Source organism: Anaerosolibacter carboniphilus, assembly GCF_014205875.1.
Classification (GTDB): Bacteria; Bacillota; Clostridia; order Peptostreptococcales; family Thermotaleaceae; genus Anaerosolibacter; species Anaerosolibacter carboniphilus.
The window spans coordinates 59,711-85,724 of the sequence record NZ_JACHEN010000010.1; the positions used below are offsets into that span (position 1 = coordinate 59,711).

Consider the following 26,014-nt stretch of genomic DNA (forward strand, 5'->3'; position numbering starts at 1 on the left):
GAGAGCACACTTGAAAAAGAAAGAGCGAAATTTATATCTTTCCAATGTAGATGTAGAAGAGGCTTTGGACCTATATTTTCGGAGGGTAGATGAGCACCTTTATGGATTGGATGTAGAAAAGGTCCAAGTGATTGAGTCTCAAGGAAGGGTTACTGCAAGCCCAGTTTTCGCGAGATTGTCATCTCCAAATCATAACGCAGCGGCCATGGATGGTATTGCGGTGAAGGCTAAGACGACCTTTGGCGCATCAGAAGCCAATCCGATGCGATTAAAGCAAAATAGAGACTTTGTATTTATTGATACGGGAGACCCCATACAAGAACCCTATGATGCGGTCATTATGATCGAAGATGTGGTGGAGATTGACGAGGAAACCGTTGAAATTATAAAAGCTGCTTCTCCGTGGCACGATATCCGACCCATTGGCGAAGATATTGTTGCCCATGAAATGATTGTGCCTTCCCACCACACCATACGCCCTGTAGACTTGGGAGCATTGCTGAGTGGTGGAATTTTGGAAATAGAGGTATATCGCAAGCCTAAGGTAGGAATCATGCCCACAGGGTCTGAGATCATAGAACCCCATGAACCCATGGGAGAAGGTAAAATCATCGAATCCAATTCCAGGGTATTTGAAGGTCTTATCAAGGAATATGGAGGAAATCCCAATCGATACAGTCCTGTTGCCGATGATTATGGGCTGCTTCGGGAGCAGTTGTTGGCAGCAGTGGAAGAAAATGATATGGTTATTATCAATGCAGGTTCATCAGCAGGATCAGAGGATTATACAGTGAAGCTAATCCGTGAGCTTGGGGAGGTGCTGATCCATGGAATCGCTACGAGACCCGGTAAGCCCACTATCTTGGGAATTATCCAAGGGAAACCGGTCATGGGTATACCTGGATATCCTGTATCGGCATATTTTGTATTCGATACCTTTGCCAAACCGCTGATTGCCAAATATTTAGGGCAAGGAGTTCCCAATCGTCCACGGGTAGAAGCCGTTGTATCAAAAAGAATCGTGTCTGCATTAAAGCATAAAGAATACGTAAGAATGAAGTTGGGGATGGTAGATGATCAATTAATTGCTACACCATTAAACCGGGGGGCAGGTGCCACCATGTCCTTGGTAAGGGCAGATGGTATTTTGATCATTCCTCAGAATAGTGAAGGGGTCGAAGCAGGAGAGCGAATACAAGTGGAGCTGCTGAAGGATATGCAAGATATCCATCATACCATTGTCTCCATAGGGAGCCATGATCTAATCATGGATATGATGGGGAACTATATCCATCGTCAGAATGCCAGATACCACCTATCTTCTGCCCATGTGGGCAGTCTAGGTGGACTGATGGCCCTACGAAGGGGTGAGGCCCATATGGCGCCTATCCACCTCTTAGATGAGGCGTATGGAGAATATAACATTTCTTTTGTTAAGAAATACCTGTCCAACCTGGATATGGCACTCATCAAAGGCGTAAAAAGAATTCAAGGATTCATATTGCCGAAGGAAAATCCTAAAAACATCAAAAACTTCCATGATTTAACCAGAGAAGATGTTCAGTTCGTGAATCGGCAGAGAGGTGCAGGAACAAGGATTCTTGTAGATTATAAATTGAAAGAGAACCAGATTGATGGGGGAGCCATCAGTGGATATGATCGGGAAATGACAACCCACATGGCAGTAGCAGCAGCAGTGGCTTCAGGGGCCGCTGATGTGGGAATAGGAGTTTTATCGGCTGCCAAAGCATTAGATTTGGATTTTATACCCATTGGGGACGAGGAGTATGACTTCGCAGTTCCAACAAAATATCTAGAAAACACCATGATAAAGCTATTCATTAAAGTTCTTCAATCCCATGAATTAAAAGAATCCTTAGAGATAATGGGAGGATATAAGTTCGACCGTGCAGGAGAAATTATAATAATAAACTAAATTGTTAGTTGTGAGGACAGAGGGGGGAGAACGATGAAGGATACTTCAGGGAGAAATATCAACTATCTCAGAATCTCCATAACGGATCTGTGCAATCTAAGATGTATGTACTGTATGCCTCAGGATGGAATTGAAAAGAAGCATCACAAAGAAATCTTATCTTTAGAGGAAATCTATCAGGTGGCAAAGGTGGCAGTAGATCTTGGGATTCATAAGATTCGAATTACGGGTGGAGAACCTTTGGTGCGAAAGGGGATTATAAAGTTCATTGAATCCATTGCACAGTTAGATGGGGTAAAGGATTTAGCCATGACCACCAATGGACTCTTGTTGAAGAAATATGCCATGGATTTGAAAAATGCAGGGATCAATAGAGTCAATATCAGTTTAGATACATTGAAGGCAGAAAAATATGAACAGATTACCCGGGGTGGGAAATTAAAAACGGTCCTAGAGGGTATTGAAGAGGCAAAAAAGGTTGGACTCAATCCTATTAAGATCAATACGGTGCTAATTGGTGATTTTAATGATGATGAAGTAGAAAACTTTGTTGAACTAACCCTTAAGGAAAACATTGAAGTTCGATTCATCGAATTGATGCCCATTGGTCAGGCAAGTACATGGGCAAGAAATCGGTTTGTTTCCAACAATAGCATCAAAGAGCGGATTTCGGAACTGATTCCTATTTATGATGGAGATAAGCACAGTCCGGCAAAATATTATAAGCTGCCTGGCGGAAAAGGAAAAGTCGGATTTATTAATCCCATCAGCAGTCATTTCTGTAAATACTGTAACCGCATTCGGCTAACTGCCGATGGACGACTGAAGCCTTGTCTTCATTCCAATCAAGAAATTGATATTAAGACGGCTTTGAGGCATCATATCGGGGATTTAAGAAAGCTTATGGAAGAGGCAATTTTATCGAAGCCATCCCAGCATACGTTAAACGATTTAAACCATGAACCCATTGACAGAGATATGTATCGCATAGGAGGATAACATGAAGCTAACCCACATAGACGAACATGGAAGAGCGAAGATGGTTGATGTAGGAGAGAAGGCGGATACCCAACGGGTGGCTATTGCCGGAGCATCGATACAAATGGCACCCCAGACCTTATCCATGATCAAAGAAGGAAAAATGAAAAAAGGAGATGTCCTTTCGGTGGCGCAAGTAGCGGGAATTATGGGTGTAAAGCGAACCAGTGAATTGATTCCCATGTGCCATAATATACTGATTTCCGGTGTAGAGATGAACTTTAGAATCGATGAGGAAAACAGTATGATTCACATAGAGGCTACGGTAAAGACCGTTGGAAAAACAGGAGTAGAAATGGAAGCCTTACAAGGTGTATCCATCGCAGCCCTTACAATTTACGACATGTGTAAAGCGGTAGACAAGGATATGGTCATTTCCAATATCCGATTGATAAAAAAAACGGGTGGCAAGTCTGGCACCTATATCCGAGGAGGAGAGTGTGTTGAAGGGTAAAGTGATCGCTATCAATATCAGCGAAAAAAAAGGTGTACCGAAAAAAACAATTGAGCAAGGCATGTTTAGAGTAGATCATGGATTAGAAGGAGATGCCCATGCGGGGAACTGGCATCGACAGGTAAGCCTCTTAGGAAACGAAAGCATTGAAAAAATGAAGGCTATTGGAATAGAGGGCTTATGCACCGGGAAATTTGCTGAAAACATTACAACAGAAGGTATCGAGCTATGGACATTGCCCATAGGAACGAAGATTCAGATCGGTGAGACCATACAGGAGGTTACCCAGATTGGAAAAGAATGTCATACAAAGTGTGCCATCTTTCATCAGGTAGGAAATTGTGTTATGCCTACTGAAGGGATTTTCACCAAAGTATTGAAAGACGGCATCATCAAAGCGGGTGATGAAATTATCGTATTAAAGTAAAAAAAGAATCACTCTCCTTGCTAAAGAAGAGTGATTCTTTTTAACTATTGGGAGCTAAGCCTTTCACCCGATCTAATACTTCGCCAATACGAAGTGTGGATAGGGGGACTTCTTCTTCGGTAAGAACATCCATTTTCAGCAGCAAGTCTGTACTATTCTCTCGAAGACCTGCAAAAACAAGCTCTGTATTATTTGATTTCAATACTTCCTTTACATTTTTTAGAGAAATTGCACCAGAGGAATCGATGGCAGGCATATTCATAAGATTTAGCACAACGATGTCTGCGTCTTCAGCCTCAATTTCCAACTTGCTGATGATGGTATGGGCCACACCAAAAAACAAAGGACCTTCAATGGTATAGGAGGCGATTTTTTGGGTTAGGCCTGTACAATCAATTTCATATTTTTTTAGATAAACTTCTCCCATGCGAAGCACAAAGAAAAACATAGAAAGCAATGTACCGAAAGCTACGGCAATGGTTAAGTCCGTGAAGATCGTTAAGAGGGTTGTCGCAATGACCACGGTGCCAGCTCGTTTGGATGCATAAGCAATGGTCCGTGTGGCATTGTATTCTACCATCTTTATGGCTGTGCCCATCAATATGCCGCCCAAAACAGCCAATGGAATTATTGAAGCCAAAGATCCGAATTTTAAGGTGATTACCAATAACACAACACCATGAAGAACGCCAGATAATCTTGTTCTTCCACCTGCGTTTACGTTAACAACGGAACGGACGATGGCGCCTGTCCCGATGAGTGCACCAAATAAGCTGGCTACGGTATTGCCAATCCCTTGTCCAATCAACTCACGATTGGAATGATGCTTTGTCCTGGTCATTTCATCTACAATCAGAGAAGCTAAAAGAGATTCTATACAGCCGAGCATGGCTAACACAAAACCGGAACGTAGAATCTGATACAATGCTTCAACTTTGAAAATTGGGAAAGCAAATGTTGGGAGTCCACTGGGAATCGTACCTACCAGGGCATCTGTTGGTAAGAAATGTATTCCTAATAAGGTTCCCGCAATAAGGGCCACCAAAGAGGCTGGTATCTTCTTCGTTAGCAGAGGAAATAACAGCATGATCAATATGGTGATGGAGGCCAATACAGGATTGGTTTGAAAATATGTAATCATTTTAATGAAAATTAGAAAGCCAATACCATTGGTGAAGCCGATGATCACAGTTTGCGGGATCAAATGGATATATTTGCCCAATCGAAATACACCGATTAGGATTTGAATGATGCCTGCGACGAGCATGGAGGCAAATAGAGCCTCTAAGCCAAACTTCTCATATAGTTCAATGAGTACGACTGTCATAGCACCAGTAGGACCATTGACTTGAGCAGGGGTTCCACCAAACAATGTGGACAAAATCCCTGTGATAATGGCAGAATACAATCCTGCTTTTGCCCCAGCCCCAGAGGCCACACCAAAGGCTAATGCGAGAGGCAGCGCTACAATGGCTGTTGTAAAACCACCTAGGATATCGCCTTTTAGGTTCTTGATATCATAGGCCAAAACATGATTTTTTTTGGTCAATTTGTACCCTTCTTTCGTTTGATTTTTTAAAAGTGCAACCAATATTATTATTTTATTCTTTTCCAGAGGGCATTTCAAGAGAATGTTAAATGGAAATGTATTAGGAGAGCTTGGAAAATGAAGGCGTAAGGAGATATTGTTAGAAATATATTAAAAAATAGGCGTTTGACTCCTAAGAATGCTTATAAATATTTTGTAATAAATATTATGCAAAAATGAATTTACTATCTTTAGAAGATAGTGTATGATGATTAAGATGTTGAAAACATCAAGAAATGAAGGAATTCCAATAGGAATAGTTGGATAGGAAAAAATGTATTTTTTTGAAGAAAATACATGGTTACGAAATTACACATTTCGACAAAGAATTGATAATTTTATAACAAAAAAACTACACAGGAAACAAATTAAATGTTATAATGAGTTGGGGTATCCGTTAGGAAACTTTAGGATACAAGAAGATAACTGGAAAAACTGGAATTTTGAGGAATCGGATTTTAGTTTTGTAAGCGTTAGGTTGAGCAAATCAAATATGATTTTCATTCAATAAAAGTATTAAGGAAAAGGGGAGGTACTATGGCTAAGAACATTTTTACTCAGGAAAACTTTGCAAAACTGGATACCGTGATTGCAAAGCACAAAGGACAAAAAGGAGCTTTAATGCCTATTCTTCATGAAGCGCAAAAAATCTTTGGATGCGTTCCATTAGAAATCCAAAAGAAGGTTTCAGAAGAATTGAACATGCCATTGGCAGAAATTTATGGGGTAGTAACATTCTATTCACAGTTTACCCTTGAGCCGAAGGGAGATTATGTAATAGGTGTATGCTTAGGAACTGCCTGCTATGTAAAAGGAGCTCAAAAGCTCATTGACAAGGTCAAGGAATTGGCAAAAGTAGAAGTCGAGGGCACTTCCGCCGATGGAAAATTCTCTTTGGTAGCTACTAGATGTATCGGTGCATGTGGTCTTGCACCTGTATTAACTGTAAATGAAGATGTATATGGCAGATTGGTTGAAAGCGATGTTCCTGGCATTATAGCAAAGTATTAAAATAAAGATTTACAGATTCTCTTAGTGAGGACGGAAAACGATTGTTTTCCAATATATAACAATCGTATTTAAGCAGTAGAATCCACTATGATAATTAGGAGGGATTTAATCATGAAATCTATCGCAGAATTGGCGAAAATCCGTGAAGAGGCATTAAAAAAAGTTGATATAAGACATGACAGAGAAGGTACAAGAATTGTTGTTGGTATGGCAACTTGTGGAATTTCCGCAGGGGCTAGACCTGTTTTAATGCAGTTGGTTGAGGAAGTAAAAACGAGAAATCTTCAAGATGTGATTGTTAGCCAAACAGGATGTATTGGGGTTTGTAGACTTGAGCCGATCATTGAGGTCTACAGACCAGGTCAAGAAAAAGTAACCTATGTTGAAATGACAGCTGAAAAGGCAAAAAGAATTGTTGCTGAGCATATCGTAAACGGCAAAGTTGTTGACGAATACACAATTGGAGCAGCGAAGTAGTCGATAAATTCATTTCGTGAGGAGGTAAGAAAATGGAATTATATAGATCACACGTCCTAATCTGTGGTGGTACGGGATGTACTTCTTCAGGTTCAAAAAGCATTGAGCAGGCGTTTAACGAAGAATTAGCAAAACACAATTTAGTAAAGGAAGTAAAATTAGTTAGAACGGGATGTTTCGGTCTTTGTGAAGCAGGTCCTATCGTTATCGTATATCCAGAAGGTGCTTTCTACAGCCATATTAAAGTAGAAGATATCGCAAGAATTACTGAGGAGCACTTATTAAAGGGTAGAATTGTTACAGACTTATTATTCAAAGAGGCAGTAGTAGAAGATCAAGTTCGTTCTATTAACGAAGTAGACTTCTATAAAAAGCAGCAGAGAGTTGCGTTAAGAAACTGTGGTGTTATCAATCCAGAAGATATCACTGAATATATCGCATTTGACGGTTATAAGGCTTTAGCGAAGGCTTTAACTGAAATGTCAAGAGAAGAAGTTATTGAAACAATCAAAAAATCAGGACTTCGTGGCCGTGGGGGCGGTGGTTTCCCATCTGGACTAAAGTGGGAATTCACATACAAAGCCCAAGGCGATCAGAAATATGTTGCATGTAACGCTGACGAGGGAGATCCAGGGGCGTTTATGGATAGATCTGTTCTTGAAGGAGATCCTCATGCCCTTATTGAGGCCATGGCAATTGCTGCTTATGCAGTAGGATCTAATCAAGGTTATGTTTATGTAAGAGCAGAGTATCCAATCGCTGTAGATAGATTACAAATTGCTATTAATCAAGCAAGAGAATACGGATTATTAGGAAAAAATATTTTTGGTACGAACTTTGAATTTGATTTAGAAATCAGATTGGGTGCAGGTGCCTTCGTATGTGGAGAGGAAACAGCATTGTTAAACTCCATCGAAGGTAAGAGAGGTATGCCAAGACCAAGACCTCCATTCCCAGCGATCAAAGGTTTATGGGAAAAACCAACATTGTTAAATAACGTTGAAACCTATGCAAACGTACCTCAAATCATCTTAAATGGTGCAGATTGGTTTGCAAATATCGGTACAGAGAAGTCAAAGGGTACAAAGGTATTCGCCCTTGGTGGAAAGATCAACAATACAGGTCTTCTTGAAATCCCAATGGGTACAACGCTAAGAGAAGTAATCTTTGATATCGGTGGCGGTATTCCAAATGGTAAGGCGTTCAAAGCTGTTCAAACAGGTGGACCATCAGGCGGATGTATTCCAGCTGCACACTTAGATACACCGATAGACTATGACAACTTAATTGCCCTTGGTTCCATGATGGGATCTGGTGGTATGATCGTAATGGACGAGGACAACTGTATGGTGGATATCGCAAGATTCTTCCTAGACTTTACAGTGGATGAGTCCTGTGGTAAGTGTCCTCCATGTAGAATTGGTACAAAGAGAATGCTTGAACTATTAGATAAAATTACAGAGGGTCATGGTGAGGTAGGAGATATTGAGAAGCTTGAGAGATTAGCTGAAAATATCAAGGCATCTTCTCTGTGCGGACTTGGACAGACAGCACCAAACCCTGTATTATCTGCATTAAGATACTTCAGAGATGAATTTGAAGCCCATGTATATGACAAAAAATGTCCAGCGGGTGTATGCCAAGGCCTATTAAGCTTCCACATCACAGATGGATGTAAAGGTTGTACACTATGTACAAAGGCGTGTCCAGTCAATGCAATCTCAGGAGAGAAGAAAGGATTACACGTTATCGATACAGAAAAGTGCGTGAAGTGCGGGGCTTGTATTGATAAGTGTCCATTCAAGGCGATCATTAAGAAGTAATGGTTCGGACTTCTATTTTAGTAGAAAAGGAGCGTGCAGCAGTGGAAAAAGTTACTTTAACCATTGATAATATAAAAGTTGAAGTGCCTAAAGATTATACAATACTTCAGGCGGCAAAGTCTGTAGGTATCAATATTCCTACACTATGCTACATGAAAGATGTTAACGAAATTGGAGCATGTAGAGTCTGTCTTGTTGAGATCCAAGGAGCTAGAGGCTTACAAGCTTCTTGCGTACACCCAGTTGCAGAGGGTATGATCATCAAGACAAATACAAAGAAAGTTAGAGATGCAAGAAAATCAACAGTAGAGTTGATTCTATCCAATCACAATAGAGAGTGTTTAACTTGCTTCAGAAACAAAAATTGTGAATTACAATCATTATCTGAAGAGCTAAATATTACGGAAGTACCGTTTGAAGGTGCTAAAACAGAAGCGTTCTTTGATAACAAATCCCACTCCATCGTAAGAGATTCCAGCAAGTGTATTCTTTGCGGTAGATGTGTAAACGTATGTAAGAACGTACAAGACATCGGTATTCTTGAGTTCAACAACAGAGGCTTTAAGACAACAGTAGGTCCAGCCTTTGAAGTGAGTATGTCTGATGCACCATGTATCTATTGCGGACAATGTATCGTAGCATGTCCAGTAGCAGCTTTAAGAGAAAAAGAAGATATCGAGAAAGTTTGGGAAGCCATTGAAAATCCAAACATCCATGTTGTTGTTCAAACAGCACCAGCTGTTAGAGCAGGCCTTGGTGAAGAGTTTGGATTACCAATCGGTACAAGAGTTACAGGTAAAATGGTTGCTGCATTAAAGAGACTTGGATTTGATAAAGTTTATGATACAAACTTTGCAGCTGACTTAACAATCATGGAAGAAGGACATGAGTTACTACACAGAATTCAAAATGGAGGCACACTGCCAATGATCACATCCTGTTCACCAGGTTGGATCAGATTCTGCGAATTCAATTATCCAGAATTCCTAGATAATCTATCTACTTGTAAGTCACCGCATCAAATGATGGGTGCAATTATCAAGTCATACTATGCAGAAAAGAATAACATTGATCCTAAGAATATCTTTGTTGTTTCCATCATGCCATGTACTTCTAAGAAAACGGAGTCTGCTAGACCCGAAATGAAGGGAAATGGCTACAGAGATGTAGACGCTGTATTAACAACAAGAGAATTAGGAAAGATGATCAAGCAAGCCAGAATCGATTTCAATAAATTAGCAGATGAGCAATTCGACCAAGATTACCTTGGAGAATACACAGGTGCTGGTGTTATCTTCGGTGCTACAGGTGGCGTTATGGAAGCTGCATTAAGAACAGTAGCCGAAGTTCTAGAAGGTAAAGAATTAGAAAACATCGAATACAACGCGGTAAGAGGTGTTGAAGGTGTTAAAGAAGCTGAGTTAACTCTGGGTGGTATGAAAGTAAAGATTGCTGTTGCCCATGGTACTGCGATGGCAAGAAAAGTGCTTGAGATGGTGAAATCCGGAGAGAAAGAATATCATTTCATTGAAGTGATGGGATGCAGTGGTGGTTGCGTAACAGGCGGAGGTCAGCCACAGGTTCCTGCTCAGACTTTAATGGAAGTTGACGTAAGAGTAGAAAGAGCGAAAGCGCTATATGAAGAAGATACAGTGTTGGAATTCAGAAAGTCTCATACGAACCCACAAATTATCAAGTTATATGAAGAGTTCTTAGGCAAACCAAACAGCCATAAGGCCCATGAATTACTGCACACCCATTATTTCGCAAGGGAAAAATTCCCTTTAAACAAGGAAGAAGGATGTTGCTGTGGTCATGATGAAGCAGCTGTAGGAAAAGATCATTAATAATATAAAAAGGCGTAGGTGATAAATCACCTACGCCTTTTTGGTAATAGAATTTTATGGCACAGACATCTTACTTGGAAAATGTATCGGAACTTTGTGAAATTTCTGACAAATAAAACAAAGCAAATATCTAAATTTGTCGAAAAATTAGGCGTGCAGAAGCGACAGGATATGGAGAAAAGAAAGAGGCAAGTAGACAAAAAATAAATAGAAGTAATATACAGATTGATATTGTCAATATAAAAATGTATTGTATAAAAATAAATATAAAAAGGTAATAAATAAAGAGACCATTAAATTTCTAGTTTTTAGAGATGAACATGTCTAAACTCGCAGAAGTAGGGATATTATTAAAAATAATTATCTATAAAAAATAATAATTGTTGAAAAATTAACAATGTAGCATTATAATAAAATTAGGATCTGACAGGTGGATTGTATTCACCTGGAGGACTACAATGCAAGAACTAATTGCAAGGAAAATTCTGAGCAAAAGGTGAGAGGGTGATTATTGTGATGAAATCATAACTTTCCTTACCTTGGGAAGTTTTTTGTTTTTTGTAGAGGGGAGTATTGTGTGAAATGGAGAAGCGAATTGGTGTGGTTGCTGTGATTGTAGAAGACAAAGAAAGTGTTGAACAGGTCAATAAGCTGTTGAGTACTTATGGTGAAATCATAGTGGGAAGAATGGGGATTCCCTACAAGGAAAAGCATGTAAATGTCATCTCTATTATTGTGGATGGAACAACCGATGATATCGGTGGATTGACAGGTAAATTAGGTAGGCTAAGAGGCGTGACCGTAAAAAGTGCATTAACTCAAAAATAGGAGGAAGAAGAATGGATACATATCAAATCATTCAAGAAGATCAAATAGAAGCATTGTTAGAAGAGGGAAAGAAAGCAACGAAAGAAGAAGTATTGGAGATTATCGAAAAGGCTAGGGATTGCTATGGATTAAGCTTGGAAGAAGCCGCTATACTGCTGCAAACTGAGGATGATGACATATTAGCCAATCTGTTTGATGCCGCAAGATATATCAAAGATAAGATTTATGGAAATCGCATTGTTATTTTTGCTCCTTTATACACAAGTAATGAATGTACCAACAATTGTCTGTACTGTGGCTTTCGCGTAGCCAATAAACAGCTTCATAGAAGAACGCTGAATGTTGAAGAAATTGTTCATGAGGCGCAAGCCATCGAAAAACAAGGACACAAAAGAGTTTTGATGGTCTGTGGAGAAGACCCAAGAAAGACGCATATCAATCATATTGTGGATGCAGTAAAAGCGGTTTATCAGGGTGCAGATATAAGGAGAATCAATGTAAATGCAGCACCCATGCCTGTGGAAGACTTCAAAAAGCTAAAAGAGGCAGGAATTGGAACATTCCAGATCTTCCAGGAGACGTATCACCGGGAAACCTATAAAAAAATGCATCCATCTGGTTCTAAATCAGATTATGATTATCGCTTGACTGCCATCGAGCGGGCCCTGGAAGCAGGCATTGATGATTTCGGTATCGGGGTATTGTTAGGATTATACGATTACCGGTTTGATGTATTGGCTACTTTAATGCATGCTCAATATATGGACGAACGCTATAGCGTAGGGCCCCATACCATTTCTATACCAAGACTTAGACCCGCATTGGATGCAGCATTGAGTGAAACCCCTTATCCTGTATCTGACAAAGATTTCAAAAAAATTGTGGCGGTATATCGATTGACAGTTCCTTACACTGGGATTATTTTATCCACTAGAGAAAGGGCTGAACTAAGGGATGAGCTATTGAACCTAGGTGTTTCTCAAATCTCTGCAGGTTCAAAGACCAACCCTGGGGGATATGAGGAAGATGACCGAGAAGCAACGCAGTTTGAAACCAGTGATGAACGTTCTCTTGATGAGATGTTGCAAGTGGTTTGTGAGCAGGGACATCTGCCTAGTTTTTGTACAGCCTGTTATCGGGCGAATCGAACTGGGGCGGCTTTTATGGAACTGGCAAAAGATGCCCACATCCATGAATTTTGTCAACCTAACGCCATACTAACCTTTAAGGAAAACTTGGTTCATTTTGGATCAGAAGAAACCAAGGCAAAGGGTGAAAAAATGATCGCTCAAGAACTGGAAAAGATTGAAGATGAGAAAGTGAAAAAGGAAACCCAGGAACGTTTGAAGCGAATTGAAAAAGGCGAACGGGATCTGTATTTCTAAGAGAGAGCCGTTATCAGATGTAGGCCCTCGTCGTTCCGAATAAGGACTAGTAGGAGACGACCTATGTGTCGTTCTGAATATCAATCGGGTAGACCCATAGGTTTGCCCCTACGAAAGTACAATTGGGATAAAAAACACTGGAGGATATCAATGGAGAACAAGGAGATAAAGCACTATCTGATTATGGCAGGATCAACCAATCATATGCTGCGGGGAGACAAACTGTTAAAGGACGAAGGTATTGAAACGGCCCTTGTGCCTGCGCCATCAGAGTATGGTTCTGTATGTGCCATTGCCATTCGAGTAAATGTGGAAGAGCGGGAGAGGGCAGAAAAATATCTTTTAGACCATAATATTACCATTCAAGGAATCTATCCAGACAAACCGAAGAAATTATCGGGACTAGTGGAAAAGCTGATGGATTCTGTACTGTCAGAAGATTTTATCGGCGTCATGAAGAAAATTGAAGAAGGGCAAGATTTAGCCTTTGAGGATATCGTGCTGCTTCTTAAAACGGAGAGAAAGGCTGAGTTAGACGCCTTGTTTGCTGCTGCGGATCGCATGCGAAAGGAAATCATCGGAGATGTGGTGGATATTCGGGGCGCTATAGAGTTTTCAAATATTTGTAGAAAGGATTGCAAATATTGTGGTATTCGAGCAACATTACCAGAACTAGAACGCTATCGTATGGATGAAGATGAGATTATGGAAATCGTCCATGAGCTTCATCAAATGGGACTCCAAACAGTCATCCTGCAGTCAGGGGAAGACCTGTGGTGGACCCCAGTTAAAATTGTCCAGCTGATTCGACGAATCAAAGTTGAAACAGGTATGCGCATTACGCTGAGCATTGGAGAACGGCCAAGGGAAGAATATGAATTATATAAAGAGGTTGGCGCAAATAACTTTCTACTAAAGATCGAAACGACCAATCGTGAGATTTTTGAGTTTATCCATCCCGATGATGATTATGATCATCGTATAGAATGCTCCAAGTGGTTAAGAGAGCTAGGCTATATTAACGGTTCTGGATGTATCATTGGATTACCAGGGCAAAGACCTGAAGATATTGCCCGGGACATTCTCTTCTTTAAAGATATGGGAATCAATATGATCGGTATTGGACCCTTCTTGCCAGCAAAGGGAACCCCTTTTGAGAAATACCCTGCGGGCAGCGTAGATATGACATTAAAAGCAGTGGCTGTGACGAGAATTGTGTGCAAAAGGGTTTATATACCTGCAACGACGGCATTGGCCTCTTTAGATCCAGATGGTCAGACAAAAGCATTGCAGTCTGGTGCCAACACCATTATGTTGATCAATACGCCGGCGAAATATAGATACAATTATCAAATTTACAGTCAGAAGAACATGATAGATTTGGAGGCTGCGTTTAGGGCCATTGAAGAAGCAGGAAGAAAGCTGCCGCCATATTTAAGAGTAACAAAGGAGGGATTGAAGGATGCAGGAAACACCGAGAAGTAATCGACTTCATATCGCTATTTTTGGAAAGCGGAACGCAGGAAAATCAAGCTTGATCAATGCCCTAACAAAACAGGATATTGCATTGGTGTCAGAGGTAGCAGGAACCACCACAGACCCGGTCTATAAATCCATGGAGATTTTACCCATTGGACCTGTGGTGATTATTGATACAGCTGGAATCGATGATGAAGGTATTCTAGGAGAGCTAAGGATTAAAAAAACCTATAAGGTGTTAAATAAAACAGAGCTAGCTGTTTTGGTAGTAAGCGGCAAGCAGGGAATTACTGATTTCGATCGAGAGATCATCAGCAGAGTAAGGGAGAAGAAGATTCCTTTGGTAGGTGTTGTAAACAAGGTTGACACGGAAGATATAGAGGACGCCATCATAGAAAACTGGCAAAAGACATATAACCTGCCTTTTGTAAAGGTAAGTGCCTTGAATGGTGAAGGGATCGAAGCATTGAAGCAGCTCATGATTGATAATGCAAACATTGAGAAGCAAGAAAAGGTGATTGTGGGAGATTTGATCGAGGCTAATGACTTTGTGGTTCTTGTGACACCGATTGATAAGGCAGCTCCAAAGGGCAGAATGATTCTTCCCCAGCAGCAAACCATTCGAGACGTGATTGATCATGGTGCTATTTCCATTGTTACAAGGGAAACAGAGCTAGCAGAAACCTTGAAAAGCCTAGGAAAGAAGCCGAAACTGGTCATTACGGATTCCCAAGCCTTTGTAAGGGTCAACGAAGATACACCCAAAGATATTGCCTTAACTTCTTTTTCGATTTTATTTGCTAGATATAAGGGAGATTTAGAGGAATTGGTGATGGGTGCTAAGAGAATCAAATCCCTGAAGCCCGGTGACCATGTATTGATCTGTGAAGGATGTACCCATCATAGGCAAGAGGGGGATATTGGTAAGGATAAAATTCCAAAATGGATCGAGACGATGGTGGGCGGCCCATTGCATTTCGAATGGACATCGGGGACCTATTATCCAGAATCTGATGAAATGAAAAGGTTTGATCTGATCATCCACTGTGGAGGCTGCATGTTGAATCCAAAAGAAATGGAGTTTCGAATCAATCAAGCCATTTACAATGAAACCCCTATTGTGAATTATGGGGTTTTGATCGGTTATATCACAGGGGTATTGGAACGGGCCTTAGAGCCTTTTCCAGAAGTAAAAAGAATGTTTTTGGAAGAATAATGAAGGAGCAGCTTCTATGCGTTGAAGCTGCTCCTTCATTATTCTTTTAAAAAAGTGTTTTACAATTCTAACAATTATGATAAAATAAAACAAATTGGAAACGTTTCCAGTAACGTTTCCGAAAACGTTACCAGTCGGAGGAAGAAGAATGGCAAATGCAAATATTAAAGATATTGCTGAGATCGCAGGGGTCGCAATAAGCACAGTTTCGAGGGTTTTAAACAATCATCCCGATGTAAAGGATGAAACGCGAAAAAGAGTATTAGAAATTATTGAAGAACATAATTATATACCAAATAATAGCGCAAGGAATTTGAAAAAAACGAATTCCAATGATATAGGAGTTTTGGTAAAGGGTATCTATAACCCCTTTTTTGCTAAGATTATTCAATCGATTGAGGAAGAAATAGATGCCCATGGCTATACGATGATTCTTCACTATAATGATGATAATGCAAATGATGTTGAAGCTGCCATTGAGTTAATCCTAGAAAAGAAGTTGATAGGCTTAATTTGTCTGGGGGGGAATTTTAGCAATTTGAACCTAGAGCAGTTTTCAGAACTGGAAATTCCTATCATTTTAGCATCAACGGATATGGAAGAGCAACAGAAACTAGATTTTTTTTCAAGTGTCACCATAGAGAATGAGAAAGCGGCTTACGATGCGGTAGCCTATCTATGCAACTTAGGCCATAGGAGAATTGGCATCATCACCACTGGCGAAGAAGATCAATGTATCGGAAATCTGAGGATGAAAGGATATAAGAGAGCATTGAAACAATACGGTATTCCTTATGACGATCGTTTATTTGAAATAGGAGAATATACTTTTGAATCGGGTTTTCATGCGATGAATAAACTTTTAGACAAAGGCCAGGATTTTTCAGCTGTATTCATCACATCGGACATCATGGCGATCGGAGCTTCCAAGGCCATTCTAAGCAGAGGAATGAGAATTCCTGAGGATATTTCAGTGGTAGGGTTTGACGGCATCGACTTTGCGAGGTTTTTTCATCCATCCATTACTACTGTGAATCAGCCAGGAGAGTATATGGGAAAGAAAAGCGCAGAAATTCTATTTGATATGATCAAGAAGAAAAAAGGACATCAGCATATCATTTTAAGGACCGAACTGCTGGAAGGAGAATCCTGCAAAAAATTATAGATAGGAGGGATAGAAATGTCATATCTTTGATTATGACAGTGAAGTAAATCTAAGCCTATAAGAAACGAAATTAAAGGGGGATTACAATGAAAAAGTCTAAAAGAATCATGGCCATAGGAATGATGCTCATCTTCATTCTATCAACATTTCTGTTAGCTGCCTGCACGCCACAACAACCAGCACCACCAGCAGGAACGGAGCCACAAGGGGAAGAGAAAGAGCCAGTTACAATTGATATATTCCAGTTTAAGGTTGAAATTGCAAAAGAATTAGAAGAGGCTGCCAAAGCCTACATGAGTGAGAATCAACATGTAACCATCAATATTCAGACTGTTGGTGGTGGAGATGATTATGGTGCGGCCTTAAGGGCGAAAATTCAGTCTGGAGCAGAACCGGATATCTTTAATATCGGTGGGCCACAAGATGTAGAGGATTGGAAGTCCAGACTTGAAGATTTGTCTGATCAACCTTGGGTAAATCAAGCCCTTGAAGGAGTATTGTCAGGGGTGACAGTAGATGGAAAGACCTATGCCCTGCCCTTTGCTGTAGAGGGATATGGATTTGTATACAACAAGGCAATCTTTGAAGCAGCAGGTATTGATGGATCAAAGATTACAGATTATGCAGGTCTGGAAGCTGCAGTAAAAACGCTAGATGATAAAATAAAGGCGGGAGAGTTAAAAGAGAAATTCCCTAACCTTGTTGCTGTTTTCGATTTACCAGCCAGGGAAACATGGGTTACAGGGCTCCACGCGTCCAATACAGCTCTTTCTCAAGAGTTTGCAAGCTCGCTGGATGCATTTGCAGCCAAAACTGTGGAATTCAAGCATGCAGAGGCCTTGAAGAATTTGATCGATTTACAAGCAAACTACTCTCCAAATGCAAAAACAAAGGCCAAGTTAAATGCAGTGGATTATGCCACCCAGGTGGATGAAGGAATTGCCATTGAACGGGTGGCCATCATTCAACAAGGCAATTGGATCTACAATGGTGTAAAGAGTGTTGATGAAGAAGTCGCGAATAATTTAGACATCCTACCGATGCCGATAAAGGGTGTAAAAGAAGATTCCATACCGCTTGGTGTGCCAATGTATTGGGCTGTTAATGACAAAGGAACTGATGCGGAAAAGGCAGCTGCGAAGGATTTCTTAAACTGGCTTTACACATCTGAAAAGGGAAAAGACTACATTGTAAATAAATTCTTCTTTATACCACCACTAAAAGGTTTTGAAAACCTAGAACCCAAAGACTCACTCGGGCAAGCAGTGAAGCGATATGCAGAAGCAGGAAAGACAATGCCATGGGTATTCATGGGTTATCCTACAGGATGGGGTATGGATGTATTGGGCGTAGAAATTCAGAAGTACTTATCTGGAGAAATCAAGTGGGAAGATGTTGTGAAGAATTCCAAGGCCCAGTGGGAGGAAATGAGAAAATAGGTTTTGATAGAGACTGGGGAGGGACCATTGCCCTCCTCAATTTTCTAGAAGTGATTTTGTCTTGAGTGGATTAAGGTACTAGGAGGATATTATGAAGAAATCAAGACTTTGGTTTGGCTTTTTCGTTGGACCAATCCTAATTGCCTTCTTAATGGTTGTCATTATACCCGCTCTATTGGGAATTTACTATTCATTTACCGATTGGAATGGGATCGAAAATAACGCATCCTGGGTAGGTTTGGGTAATTATATTGAAATTCTCACAAAAGATCCAGATTTTTTACAGGCTTTCCTATTTACAACAAAATTTGCTTTTGTATCCGTGATTACAATCAATATCATGGGTTTTGGACTGGCCTTGCTGGTAACGAAGGGAATGAAAATCAGCAATATCCTGAGAAGTATTTTCTTTATGCCAAATCTTATTGGAGGACTTATATTAGGATTTATCTGGCAGTTTATTTTTACGAAAGCATTAGATTCCATTGGGAGCAAGATGGGAATAAGCTTCTTACAGGGGTGGCTATCCACACCAGAAACAGGCTTCTGGGGACTGGTGATCTTAATGTCATGGCAGTTGGCAGGATACATGATGGTTATTTATATCGCTGCCCTACAAAGCATTCCTGAGTCCTTAAAGGAAGCTGCAGAAATTGACGGAGCCAATGGACTCCATCGGTTAATTCATATTACCATCCCTTTGGTAGCACCTGCATTTACAGTGGGCCTTTTTTTGACACTGTCGAATTCTTTTAAGCTATTCGACCAAAATTTATCCCTGACAAATGGAGGTCCCTTCAATGCAACACAAATGCTGGCATTAAATATCTATAAGTCAGCTTTTGTATTTAATAAATTGGGGCTTGCCCAGGCAAAGGCAGTCATTTTTCTATTTACCGTCGCCGTTATTACACTGACCCAATTGAGTTATAGCAAAGATAGGGAGGTAGAAATGTAATGAAAAATGGGTACCTCAGAAAAATAGGGTGGCCTGCCCTAGGAACGATATTAGGCATTCTATTCTTATCACCCCTCTATATCGTATTTGCCAACTCCTTCAAAACTCAGAAAGGGATTTTTACCAATGTCATGGCATTGCCCTTTGGAGAATTCTTTACCTTAAACAATTACATAGAGGCCTTCACAGAACTTGACTTTATTCAATCTTTTTTCAATTCTCTTCTCATCACGGTATCCAGTACCATCTTCATTGTTATATTTGCATCCATGGCTGCTTGGATGCTGGTAAGAACAAAAACAAAGCTAAGTACCGTCCTCTTTTTCCTATTCGCAGGGGCGATGCTGATTCCTTTTCAATCGGTGATGCTGCCGCTAATCAATATTATGGGAAAACTTGGATTGTTAAACCCCGTTGGACTTGTATTTATGTATTTGGGCTTTGGATCCAGTTTGTCCATTATGCTCTATCATGGATTTATCAAGAATATCCCTGTAGAGTTGGAAGAAGCGGCTACCATTGATGGATGCAACACCTTCCAGATTTTCTGGTATATCGTATTTCCACTGCTAAAACCCATCACTGTAACGGTGTGTATTCTCAATATCATGTGGATATGGAATGACTTCTTATTACCTCAATTGGTAATCAATAGGCCTGGTTGGCATACCATCCCATTGAAAATGTTCTATTTCTTTGGTCAGTATTCTAAGAAATGGAATTTGGCTTTGGCAGGGCTTGTCATTGCCATGGTACCTATCGTCATATTCTACTTTATTGCCCAAAAACATATTGTGAAGGGTGTTACCCAGGGATCTATAAAATAACGATGAAAGGTGATTGCTTTGAAGACTTTCAAAATCAGTGAGAAAATTTATAAGTATAGATTTGGTGCGCCGCGGCCTACTGAAATTATTGCGGATATCGGAGAAGAAACCACGAAGGCAGAGATAGATTATTTTCACATAGCAGCGGGTGAAAAGCTCAAACTTACCTTCAAGATGGAGCCAGAAGATATGATTTGGGGGTTGGGGGAAAATCAGAGGGGCATGAACAAACGAGGTGGTTTGTACATATCCTACTGCAGCGATGACCCAAACCATACACCAGATAAAAAATCACTGTATGGTGCCCACAATTTTATGATAATCGATGGAGAAGTAAAGTTTGGTGTGTTTATTGACTATCCAGGACAAGTGGTTTTTGATATCGGAAATGATCATAAAGATATCATTGAGATCATAATAGATACTTTGGATGCAGATGTTTATATGATTCAAGGGGATCAGCCACGGGAAATCGTCCATGAATTCTTGAAACTCATTGGAGATGGATACGCACCGCCAAAATGGGCTTTCGGCTACCAGCAGTCCCGATGGAGTTACCCAGACCAGAAAGCCATTGATGAGGTAGCGGATGCATTCATACAGCATGATATTCCATGTGATGCTATCTATCTGGATATTGACTATATGGAAGATTTTAAGGATTTTACAATCAGTAAGGAAAGATTCCCTAATTTTAAAGATTATGTTAGTACCATGAAAGAGAAAGGGCTTCGATTGGTGCCCATCATTGATGCAGGTGTAAAAATTGAGAATGGTTATAGGATCTATGAGGAAGGTGTAGAAAAGGGATATTTTTGTCTAGACGAAGATGGAAAGCCTTTCGTGGCGGCGGTATGGCCAGGAAAAGTGCATTTTCCAGATTTTTTTAATCCTGAGGCCAGGCGATGGTTTGGCTTGAAGTATAAAGATATGATCGAATGCGGTATTGAAGGGTTTTGGAACGATATGAATGAGCCTGCAATTTTCTATTCAAATCGTGGGTTAGAGAAGGCCATCGAAAAAGCCAAGACTTCAGAAAATGAAAATTTAGATATCTACACGTTCTTCGATTTAAAAGATGTTTTTGAGCATATGTCCAATGCGGTGGAAGATTATCAATCCTTTTATCATAATATAAATGGAAAACTTGTGAATCATAATATGGTGCATAATCTATATGGCTGCAATATGACAAGGGCAGCAGCAGAAGGATTTAGAGAAATCCACCCCAATAAAAGGTTCCTGCTGTTTTCCCGGGCTTCCTCTATTGGTATGCATCGATATGGAGGGATTTGGACAGGAGACAATCATTCTTGGTGGGAACATTTGCTTTTAAATTTGAAAATGATGCCATCATTAAATATGTGTGGTTTTTTATATGCCGGTGCTGATACCGGTGGCTTCAGTGGAGATTGTAATGCGCAGCTGATGATACGTTGGCTTCAAATGAGCCTATTTACGCCATTGCTGCGGAATCATTCAGCCATGGGAACCAGAAGACAGGAGCCCTATGCCTATGATCAAGAAAGCATGGGGATTATGAGGGAAATGATCCGCCTTCGATATGCCCTGGTGCCTTATCTTTATTCAGAGTACATGAAGGCACTGATGGCAAAGGATATCTTCTTTGCTCCTTTGGCCTTTGCATATCAGGATAGAATGTCAAAAAGGGTAGAGGATCAATTACTGGTGGGAGAATCCCTCATGATTGCACCCATATATCAGGAGAATGCAGTGGGAAGATATGTTTGGCTGCCGGAAGATATGGTTCTTTGGAGGGTTGATTGTTATCAGCAGAGGGAATTCAAAGTAATGAGGATGGGTCATCATTATATGGATGTGCCTTTAAACCAGGTACCCATTTTTATTAGAAAAAACAGACTGCTGGTTCTGGGTAACCATGGACCTAATATCGATCGTCTCGATCCTTCTGAGGTTTTTGTCATTGGATTTGTAGAGGATCAAACTTCCTATGTTTATTATGACGATGATGGAGAGACCTACGGTTATCGAGAAGGGATGTACTCAAAGATTTTCATGGATATACATCGAAAGAATGGAAATTTGGATATACAGATTAGGGTTATAGGGAGACCAGCAACCAAAAAGATTCACTTCGATATAGTGGATATGCAAGGCAATGTGACACAAAGGACAATGGTATTGGAATCATCAAAGTAATGGATAAGAGGGGAATGCATATGTTGGAGAGAAGCAGCGGTATTTTGATGCATATTACATCTCTACCCAGTCCCTATGGAATTGGGACCTTTGGCAAGGAGGCCTATGGATTTGTTGATTTTTTGGAAAAAGCAGGCCAAAAGTATTGGCAGCTGCTTCCTTTAGGGCCAACGAGCTTTGGAGACTCACCCTATCAATCTTTTTCATCCTTTGCAGGCAACCCATATTTGATTGATCTTGAAATCTTAGTCGAAGAAGGCTTACTAAAGTGGGATGATATCCATGGGGTTGATTTTGGCAGGGATAAGGAAAAGGTCGATTATGAGAAGTTATATAGGAATCGGTTTCTCATTCTAAGAAAGGCTTTTGAATCAGGGAAAGTGATGTATAAACAGTCCATAGGAGAATTTAGGGCCGAGAACAGAAATTGGCTCGAGGATTACGCTTTATATATGGCTGTGAAGGTACGGTTTGGCATGAAACCTTGGAAAGATTGGGACGAAGATATAAAGTTGAGAGAAGAAAAGACCCTTTGGCGCTATCAGAAGGAGCTCTCAGGTGAAATGGAATACTGGATCTTTCTGCAGTTTCTTTTCTTCAAACAGTGGGAGAAGTTAAAAAGATACGCCAACGATAAAGGGATCCACATCATTGGAGATATTCCCATATATGTGGCAGAGGACAGCGCAGATACTTGGGCCAATAGTGAGATATTTTTCCTTGATGAAAAGAAACGACCAGTAACCATTGCTGGTTGTCCGCCTGATTCTTTTTCGGAAATCGGTCAGCTATGGGGAAATCCCATCTATCGGTGGGATCTATTGGGGCAAAGAGATTATGATTGGTGGATTGAACGAATAAGAGGAAATTTCAGATTGTACGATATTCTTCGTATCGATCACTTCCGTGGTTTTGAGTCCTTTTGGGAAATTCCCTATGGGAGCAAGACGGCTGCCACCGGTCGTTGGGTAAAGGGACCTGGTATGAAACTGTTCCAAGCAGTGAAGGAGCAGCTAGGGGATATGAATATTATTGCTGAGGATTTAGGGTTCTTAACAAAGGAAGTCATAGACTTTAGAATAGAATCTCAATATCCAGGCATGAAGGTACTGCAATTTGCCTTTGATGTAAGAGAGGAGAGCGACTATCTACCCCACAACTATGAGAAGAATTGTGTGGTCTATACGGGTACCCATGACAATGATACGGTGATGGGATGGATGGATACGGCAAGTAAGCAGGATGTTGAACATGCTATAAAGTATCTGAATCTGACAGAGGAGGAAGGGTATCACTGGGGATTTTTACGAGGCGTTTGGAGCTCTGTAGGGGTATTGGCCATTGCACCTATGCAGGATTTTCTAGGGCTAGGCAGTGAGCATAGAATGAATACCCCATCCACCATCGGAGGCAACTGGCAATGGCGGGTGAAAAAAGAGATGTTGACAGAAGAACTGGCAGAAAAAATCAATCAATTTACAAAACGATATGGAAGATAGGAGGGGCGATGTTGAATCAGGAGCAGTTGAAAAGCAGCGTTCTTAGAAATCTAAAGGCTGATTATGGGAAAGTAATTGAGAATGCCACCATCTATGAAAAGTATCATGCAGTTTCAAAGGCGATCATAGAGCAGCTTGCAGATGATTGGTATAGAACAGGTTCTACCTATGAAGAAGGAAAGCAGGCATACTATTTATCAGCAGAGTTTCTCATGGGCAGAGCCCTTGGCAACAATCTTATCAATTTAGATATTTATGAAGATGTAAGAGATACCTTAAAAGAACTAAAGATAGATTTGAATTTCATCGAGGAGGCAGAAGAAGATGCAGGGTTAGGCAATGGGGGATTGGGAAGGCTGGCGGCCTGCTTCTTAGATTCTTGTGCGACCATGAACCTTCCAGTGACAGGCTATGGTATCCGCTATCGCTATGGACTCTTTCGACAGAGATTTGAAGATGGATTTCAGAAGGAAGAGGGAGATCATTGGATGGCACATGGAGATCCATGGTCTGTCAGACGGGAAGAGGACGAGGTCCTCGTTCAATTCAAAGAGGCTACCGTTCGGGCAGTACCTTATGATATGCCTATTATCGGTTATAAGACGAAAAACGTAAATACCCTGCGGTTATGGCAGGCTGAGCCAATCAAAGATTTTGATTTTCAACAGTTTAACAATCAGGAGTTTGATAAAGCTGTAAGGGAAAAAAATCGAGCAGAAGATATATCCAGAGTATTATACCCAAACGATGACAAGCTGCAGGGAAAGCTGCTCCGATTAAAGCAGCAATACTTTTTCGCTTCAGCATCCTTGCAGGATATGAAGAAAAAGTATAAGGGCAAATATGGGAATCAGTTCGAGTCTTTTCACGCCTATCATGCTGTTCAACTGAACGATACCCACCCAGTGGTGGCTATCCCGGAACTGATGCGATTGTTGATGGATGAGGAAGGTCTTGATTGGGAGCAGGCCTGGGAAGTTACACAGAAGACGTTTTCATATACCAATCATACCATCCTAGCCGAAGCTTTAGAGCAATGGGATTGTAAGTTATTTAAAAGATTACTGCCCAGAATATATCAAGTGATTCGGCAAATCGATAAGAAGTTCGCTTTGAAACTAAGAGACAAAGGATATGGAATAGAAGAAATTGAGAAGTTAAGGATCATTTCCAATGGAAGTATTAAAATGGCATGGTTAGCAATCTATGGCTGTCACACCACCAATGGGGTGGCTGAATTACACACGGAGATATTGAAGAACCATGAACTAAAGGAATGGTATAGGCTGTATCCCCATCGATTCCAGAACAAAACCAATGGGATCACGCCAAGGAGATGGCTGCTGTTGAGTAACCTTGAACTGTCAAAGCTTATTACAGAATTACTGGGAACAGAAGCGTGGGTTACAGATTTAAACAAGCTAAAGGAACTGGAGAAATATAGAGATGATAAAGCTATTCTAAAAAAATTTGCAGAAATCAAGATGAAAAAGAAGAAAGCATTGGCTGCCTATATAGAGAAACATGAAGGAATTCCAGTGAATACATCGTCTATATTTGATATTCAAATCAAAAGACTCCATGAATATAAAAGACAGCTTTTGAATGGGTTTCATATTTTGGATATATATTTTAGAATAAAAGAAGATCCCAAATTGGACTTAATACCGAGGACTTTTATATTTGGGGCGAAGGCAGCGCCTGGGTATTTCAGGGCGAAAGGAATCATCAAGTTTATCAATGAAATCGGAAAAAAGATAAATACAGATCCAGATACAAAAGACAAGATGAAAGTTGTCTTTGTGCAAAATTATCGTGTTTCTTATGGGGAAAAGCTATTTCCGGCAGCGGATATCTCTGAGCAGATTTCTACTGCAGGGAAGGAGGCTTCCGGCACAGGCAACATGAAATTCATGCTGAATGGTACGCCTACCCTTGGCACCTTCGATGGGGCAAACGTAGAGATTGTAGCTGAAGCGGGAGAAGAAAACAATTTTATCTTCGGTGCCAGGATAGAAGAGCTGGAGAAGATCAAAAACAGTTATGATCCCAAAACATATTATGAAAACACACCGGGTTTAAAGCGGGTGGTGGATAGTTTGGTAGATGGAACCTTTGATGATGAAGGAACAGGCATGTTTAAAGAATTATATGACTCCCTTTTGCTAGGAACTAACTGGCATAAAGCCGATAATTACTTTATTCTTAGGGATTTTGCTGAATACAGAGAGGCCCATAAAGAAATTGATAAAGCCTATCGTAATCCCGAGGAATGGTCAAGGAAATGCTGGATGAATCTAGTCAATGCAGGAAAGTTTAGCTCCGATCGAACCATAAAGGAATATGCAGATAAGATCTGGTATATAAAGCCCAAAAGGATTTTGTGATTTTTAAGGAAATAGCTTGCGCAAAAGCTTGTGATAAGTACTTAGTTGG

20 protein-coding genes are annotated in these 26,014 nt (G+C 40.5%); 19 read left to right on the forward strand and 1 reads right to left on the reverse strand.

What is annotated here, in order from left to right:
• The first annotated feature begins 10 nt into the window (after positions 1 to 10).
• Genes HNQ80_RS09260 through HNQ80_RS09275 form a run of 4 tightly spaced genes read left to right on the forward strand, consistent with a single transcriptional unit; the run spans position 11 to position 3,855 of the window.
• Positions 11 to 1,936, forward strand: a complete 1,926-nt coding sequence (locus HNQ80_RS09260) for a molybdopterin biosynthesis protein (protein ID WP_184310364.1) — start codon at positions 11 to 13, stop codon at positions 1,934 to 1,936.
• A gap of 33 nt (positions 1,937 to 1,969) precedes the next feature.
• Positions 1,970 to 2,935: a GTP 3',8-cyclase MoaA gene (moaA, locus tag HNQ80_RS09265; protein WP_184310365.1), complete on the forward strand. Its 966-nt coding sequence runs from the start codon at positions 1,970 to 1,972 to the stop codon at positions 2,933 to 2,935.
• A gap of 1 nt (position 2,936) precedes the next feature.
• A complete protein-coding gene (gene moaC / locus HNQ80_RS09270; protein WP_184310366.1) occupies positions 2,937 to 3,428 on the forward strand; it encodes a cyclic pyranopterin monophosphate synthase MoaC in 492 nt (163 codons plus the stop codon).
• Positions 3,418 to 3,855, forward strand: a complete 438-nt coding sequence (locus HNQ80_RS09275) for an MOSC domain-containing protein (protein WP_243183097.1) — start codon at positions 3,418 to 3,420, stop codon at positions 3,853 to 3,855. Before moaC ends, HNQ80_RS09275 begins: the two co-directional genes overlap by 11 nt.
• Positions 3,856 to 3,895: 40 nt before the next feature.
• On the opposite strand, the gene HNQ80_RS09280 is transcribed toward HNQ80_RS09275, so the two are convergent.
• A complete protein-coding gene (locus HNQ80_RS09280) occupies positions 3,896 to 5,404 on the reverse strand; it encodes a SulP family inorganic anion transporter (RefSeq protein WP_184310367.1) in 1,509 nt (502 codons plus the stop codon).
• Between the two features lie 576 nt (positions 5,405 to 5,980).
• On the opposite strand from HNQ80_RS09280, the gene HNQ80_RS09285 reads away from it, so the two are divergent.
• The 15 genes from HNQ80_RS09285 to HNQ80_RS09355 all read left to right on the forward strand — a co-directional run bounded on the left by HNQ80_RS09285 (position 5,981) and on the right by HNQ80_RS09355 (position 25,965).
• Positions 5,981 to 6,454 carry an NADH-quinone oxidoreductase subunit NuoE family protein gene (locus tag HNQ80_RS09285; protein ID WP_184310368.1) on the forward strand — a complete coding sequence of 158 codons (474 nt, stop codon included), beginning with the start codon at positions 5,981 to 5,983 and terminating at the stop codon, positions 6,452 to 6,454.
• A gap of 111 nt (positions 6,455 to 6,565) precedes the next feature.
• On the forward strand, positions 6,566 to 6,931 hold the full coding sequence (locus HNQ80_RS09290; protein WP_184310369.1) for a (2Fe-2S) ferredoxin domain-containing protein: 366 nt from the start codon (positions 6,566 to 6,568) through the stop codon (positions 6,929 to 6,931).
• Between the two features lie 32 nt (positions 6,932 to 6,963).
• On the forward strand, positions 6,964 to 8,754 hold the full coding sequence (gene nuoF / locus HNQ80_RS09295) for an NADH-quinone oxidoreductase subunit NuoF (protein ID WP_184310370.1): 1,791 nt from the start codon (positions 6,964 to 6,966) through the stop codon (positions 8,752 to 8,754).
• Between the two features lie 41 nt (positions 8,755 to 8,795).
• Entirely contained in the window at positions 8,796 to 10,601 is a 1,806-nt protein-coding gene (locus HNQ80_RS09300) for an NADH-dependent [FeFe] hydrogenase, group A6 (protein WP_184310371.1), read from the forward strand.
• Positions 10,602 to 11,183: 582 nt separating this feature from the next.
• Entirely contained in the window at positions 11,184 to 11,429 is a 246-nt protein-coding gene (locus HNQ80_RS09305; protein ID WP_184310372.1) for a TM1266 family iron-only hydrogenase system putative regulator, read from the forward strand.
• Positions 11,430 to 11,440: 11 nt separating this feature from the next.
• Entirely contained in the window at positions 11,441 to 12,814 is a 1,374-nt protein-coding gene (gene hydG, locus HNQ80_RS09310; protein ID WP_184310373.1) for a [FeFe] hydrogenase H-cluster radical SAM maturase HydG, read from the forward strand.
• Positions 12,815 to 12,964: 150 nt separating this feature from the next.
• Positions 12,965 to 14,299 carry a [FeFe] hydrogenase H-cluster radical SAM maturase HydE gene (hydE, locus tag HNQ80_RS09315; protein ID WP_207726938.1) on the forward strand — a complete coding sequence of 445 codons (1,335 nt, stop codon included), beginning with the start codon at positions 12,965 to 12,967 and terminating at the stop codon, positions 14,297 to 14,299.
• Complete coding sequence (gene hydF / locus HNQ80_RS09320) at positions 14,277 to 15,509, forward strand: [FeFe] hydrogenase H-cluster maturation GTPase HydF (RefSeq protein WP_184310374.1); 1,233 nt, start codon at positions 14,277 to 14,279, stop codon at positions 15,507 to 15,509. Before hydE ends, hydF begins: the two co-directional genes overlap by 23 nt.
• 148 nt (positions 15,510 to 15,657) lie before the next feature.
• Positions 15,658 to 16,674, forward strand: a complete 1,017-nt coding sequence (locus tag HNQ80_RS09325) for a LacI family DNA-binding transcriptional regulator (RefSeq protein ID WP_184310375.1) — start codon at positions 15,658 to 15,660, stop codon at positions 16,672 to 16,674.
• Between the two features lie 86 nt (positions 16,675 to 16,760).
• On the forward strand, positions 16,761 to 18,113 hold the full coding sequence (locus tag HNQ80_RS09330; protein WP_184310376.1) for an ABC transporter substrate-binding protein: 1,353 nt from the start codon (positions 16,761 to 16,763) through the stop codon (positions 18,111 to 18,113).
• Positions 18,114 to 18,204: 91 nt separating this feature from the next.
• Positions 18,205 to 19,071, forward strand: coding sequence for a carbohydrate ABC transporter permease (locus HNQ80_RS09335; protein WP_184310377.1), 867 nt, complete (start codon positions 18,205 to 18,207; stop codon positions 19,069 to 19,071).
• Complete coding sequence (locus HNQ80_RS09340; protein WP_184310378.1) at positions 19,071 to 19,898, forward strand: carbohydrate ABC transporter permease; 828 nt, start codon at positions 19,071 to 19,073, stop codon at positions 19,896 to 19,898. Before HNQ80_RS09335 ends, HNQ80_RS09340 begins: the two co-directional genes overlap by 1 nt.
• 18 nt (positions 19,899 to 19,916) lie before the next feature.
• A complete protein-coding gene (locus tag HNQ80_RS09345) occupies positions 19,917 to 22,079 on the forward strand; it encodes a TIM-barrel domain-containing protein (protein WP_184310379.1) in 2,163 nt (720 codons plus the stop codon).
• Between the two features lie 20 nt (positions 22,080 to 22,099).
• Complete coding sequence (malQ, locus tag HNQ80_RS09350) at positions 22,100 to 23,578, forward strand: 4-alpha-glucanotransferase (protein WP_184310380.1); 1,479 nt, start codon at positions 22,100 to 22,102, stop codon at positions 23,576 to 23,578.
• The gene (locus tag HNQ80_RS09355) at positions 23,500 to 25,965 is read left to right on the forward strand and encodes a glycogen/starch/alpha-glucan phosphorylase (RefSeq protein WP_330602818.1); all 2,466 of its coding nucleotides are present in this window, start codon (positions 23,500 to 23,502) and stop codon (positions 25,963 to 25,965) included. The genes malQ and HNQ80_RS09355 overlap by 79 nt, the downstream gene beginning before the upstream one ends.
• Positions 25,966 to 26,014: the final 49 nt, after the last annotated feature.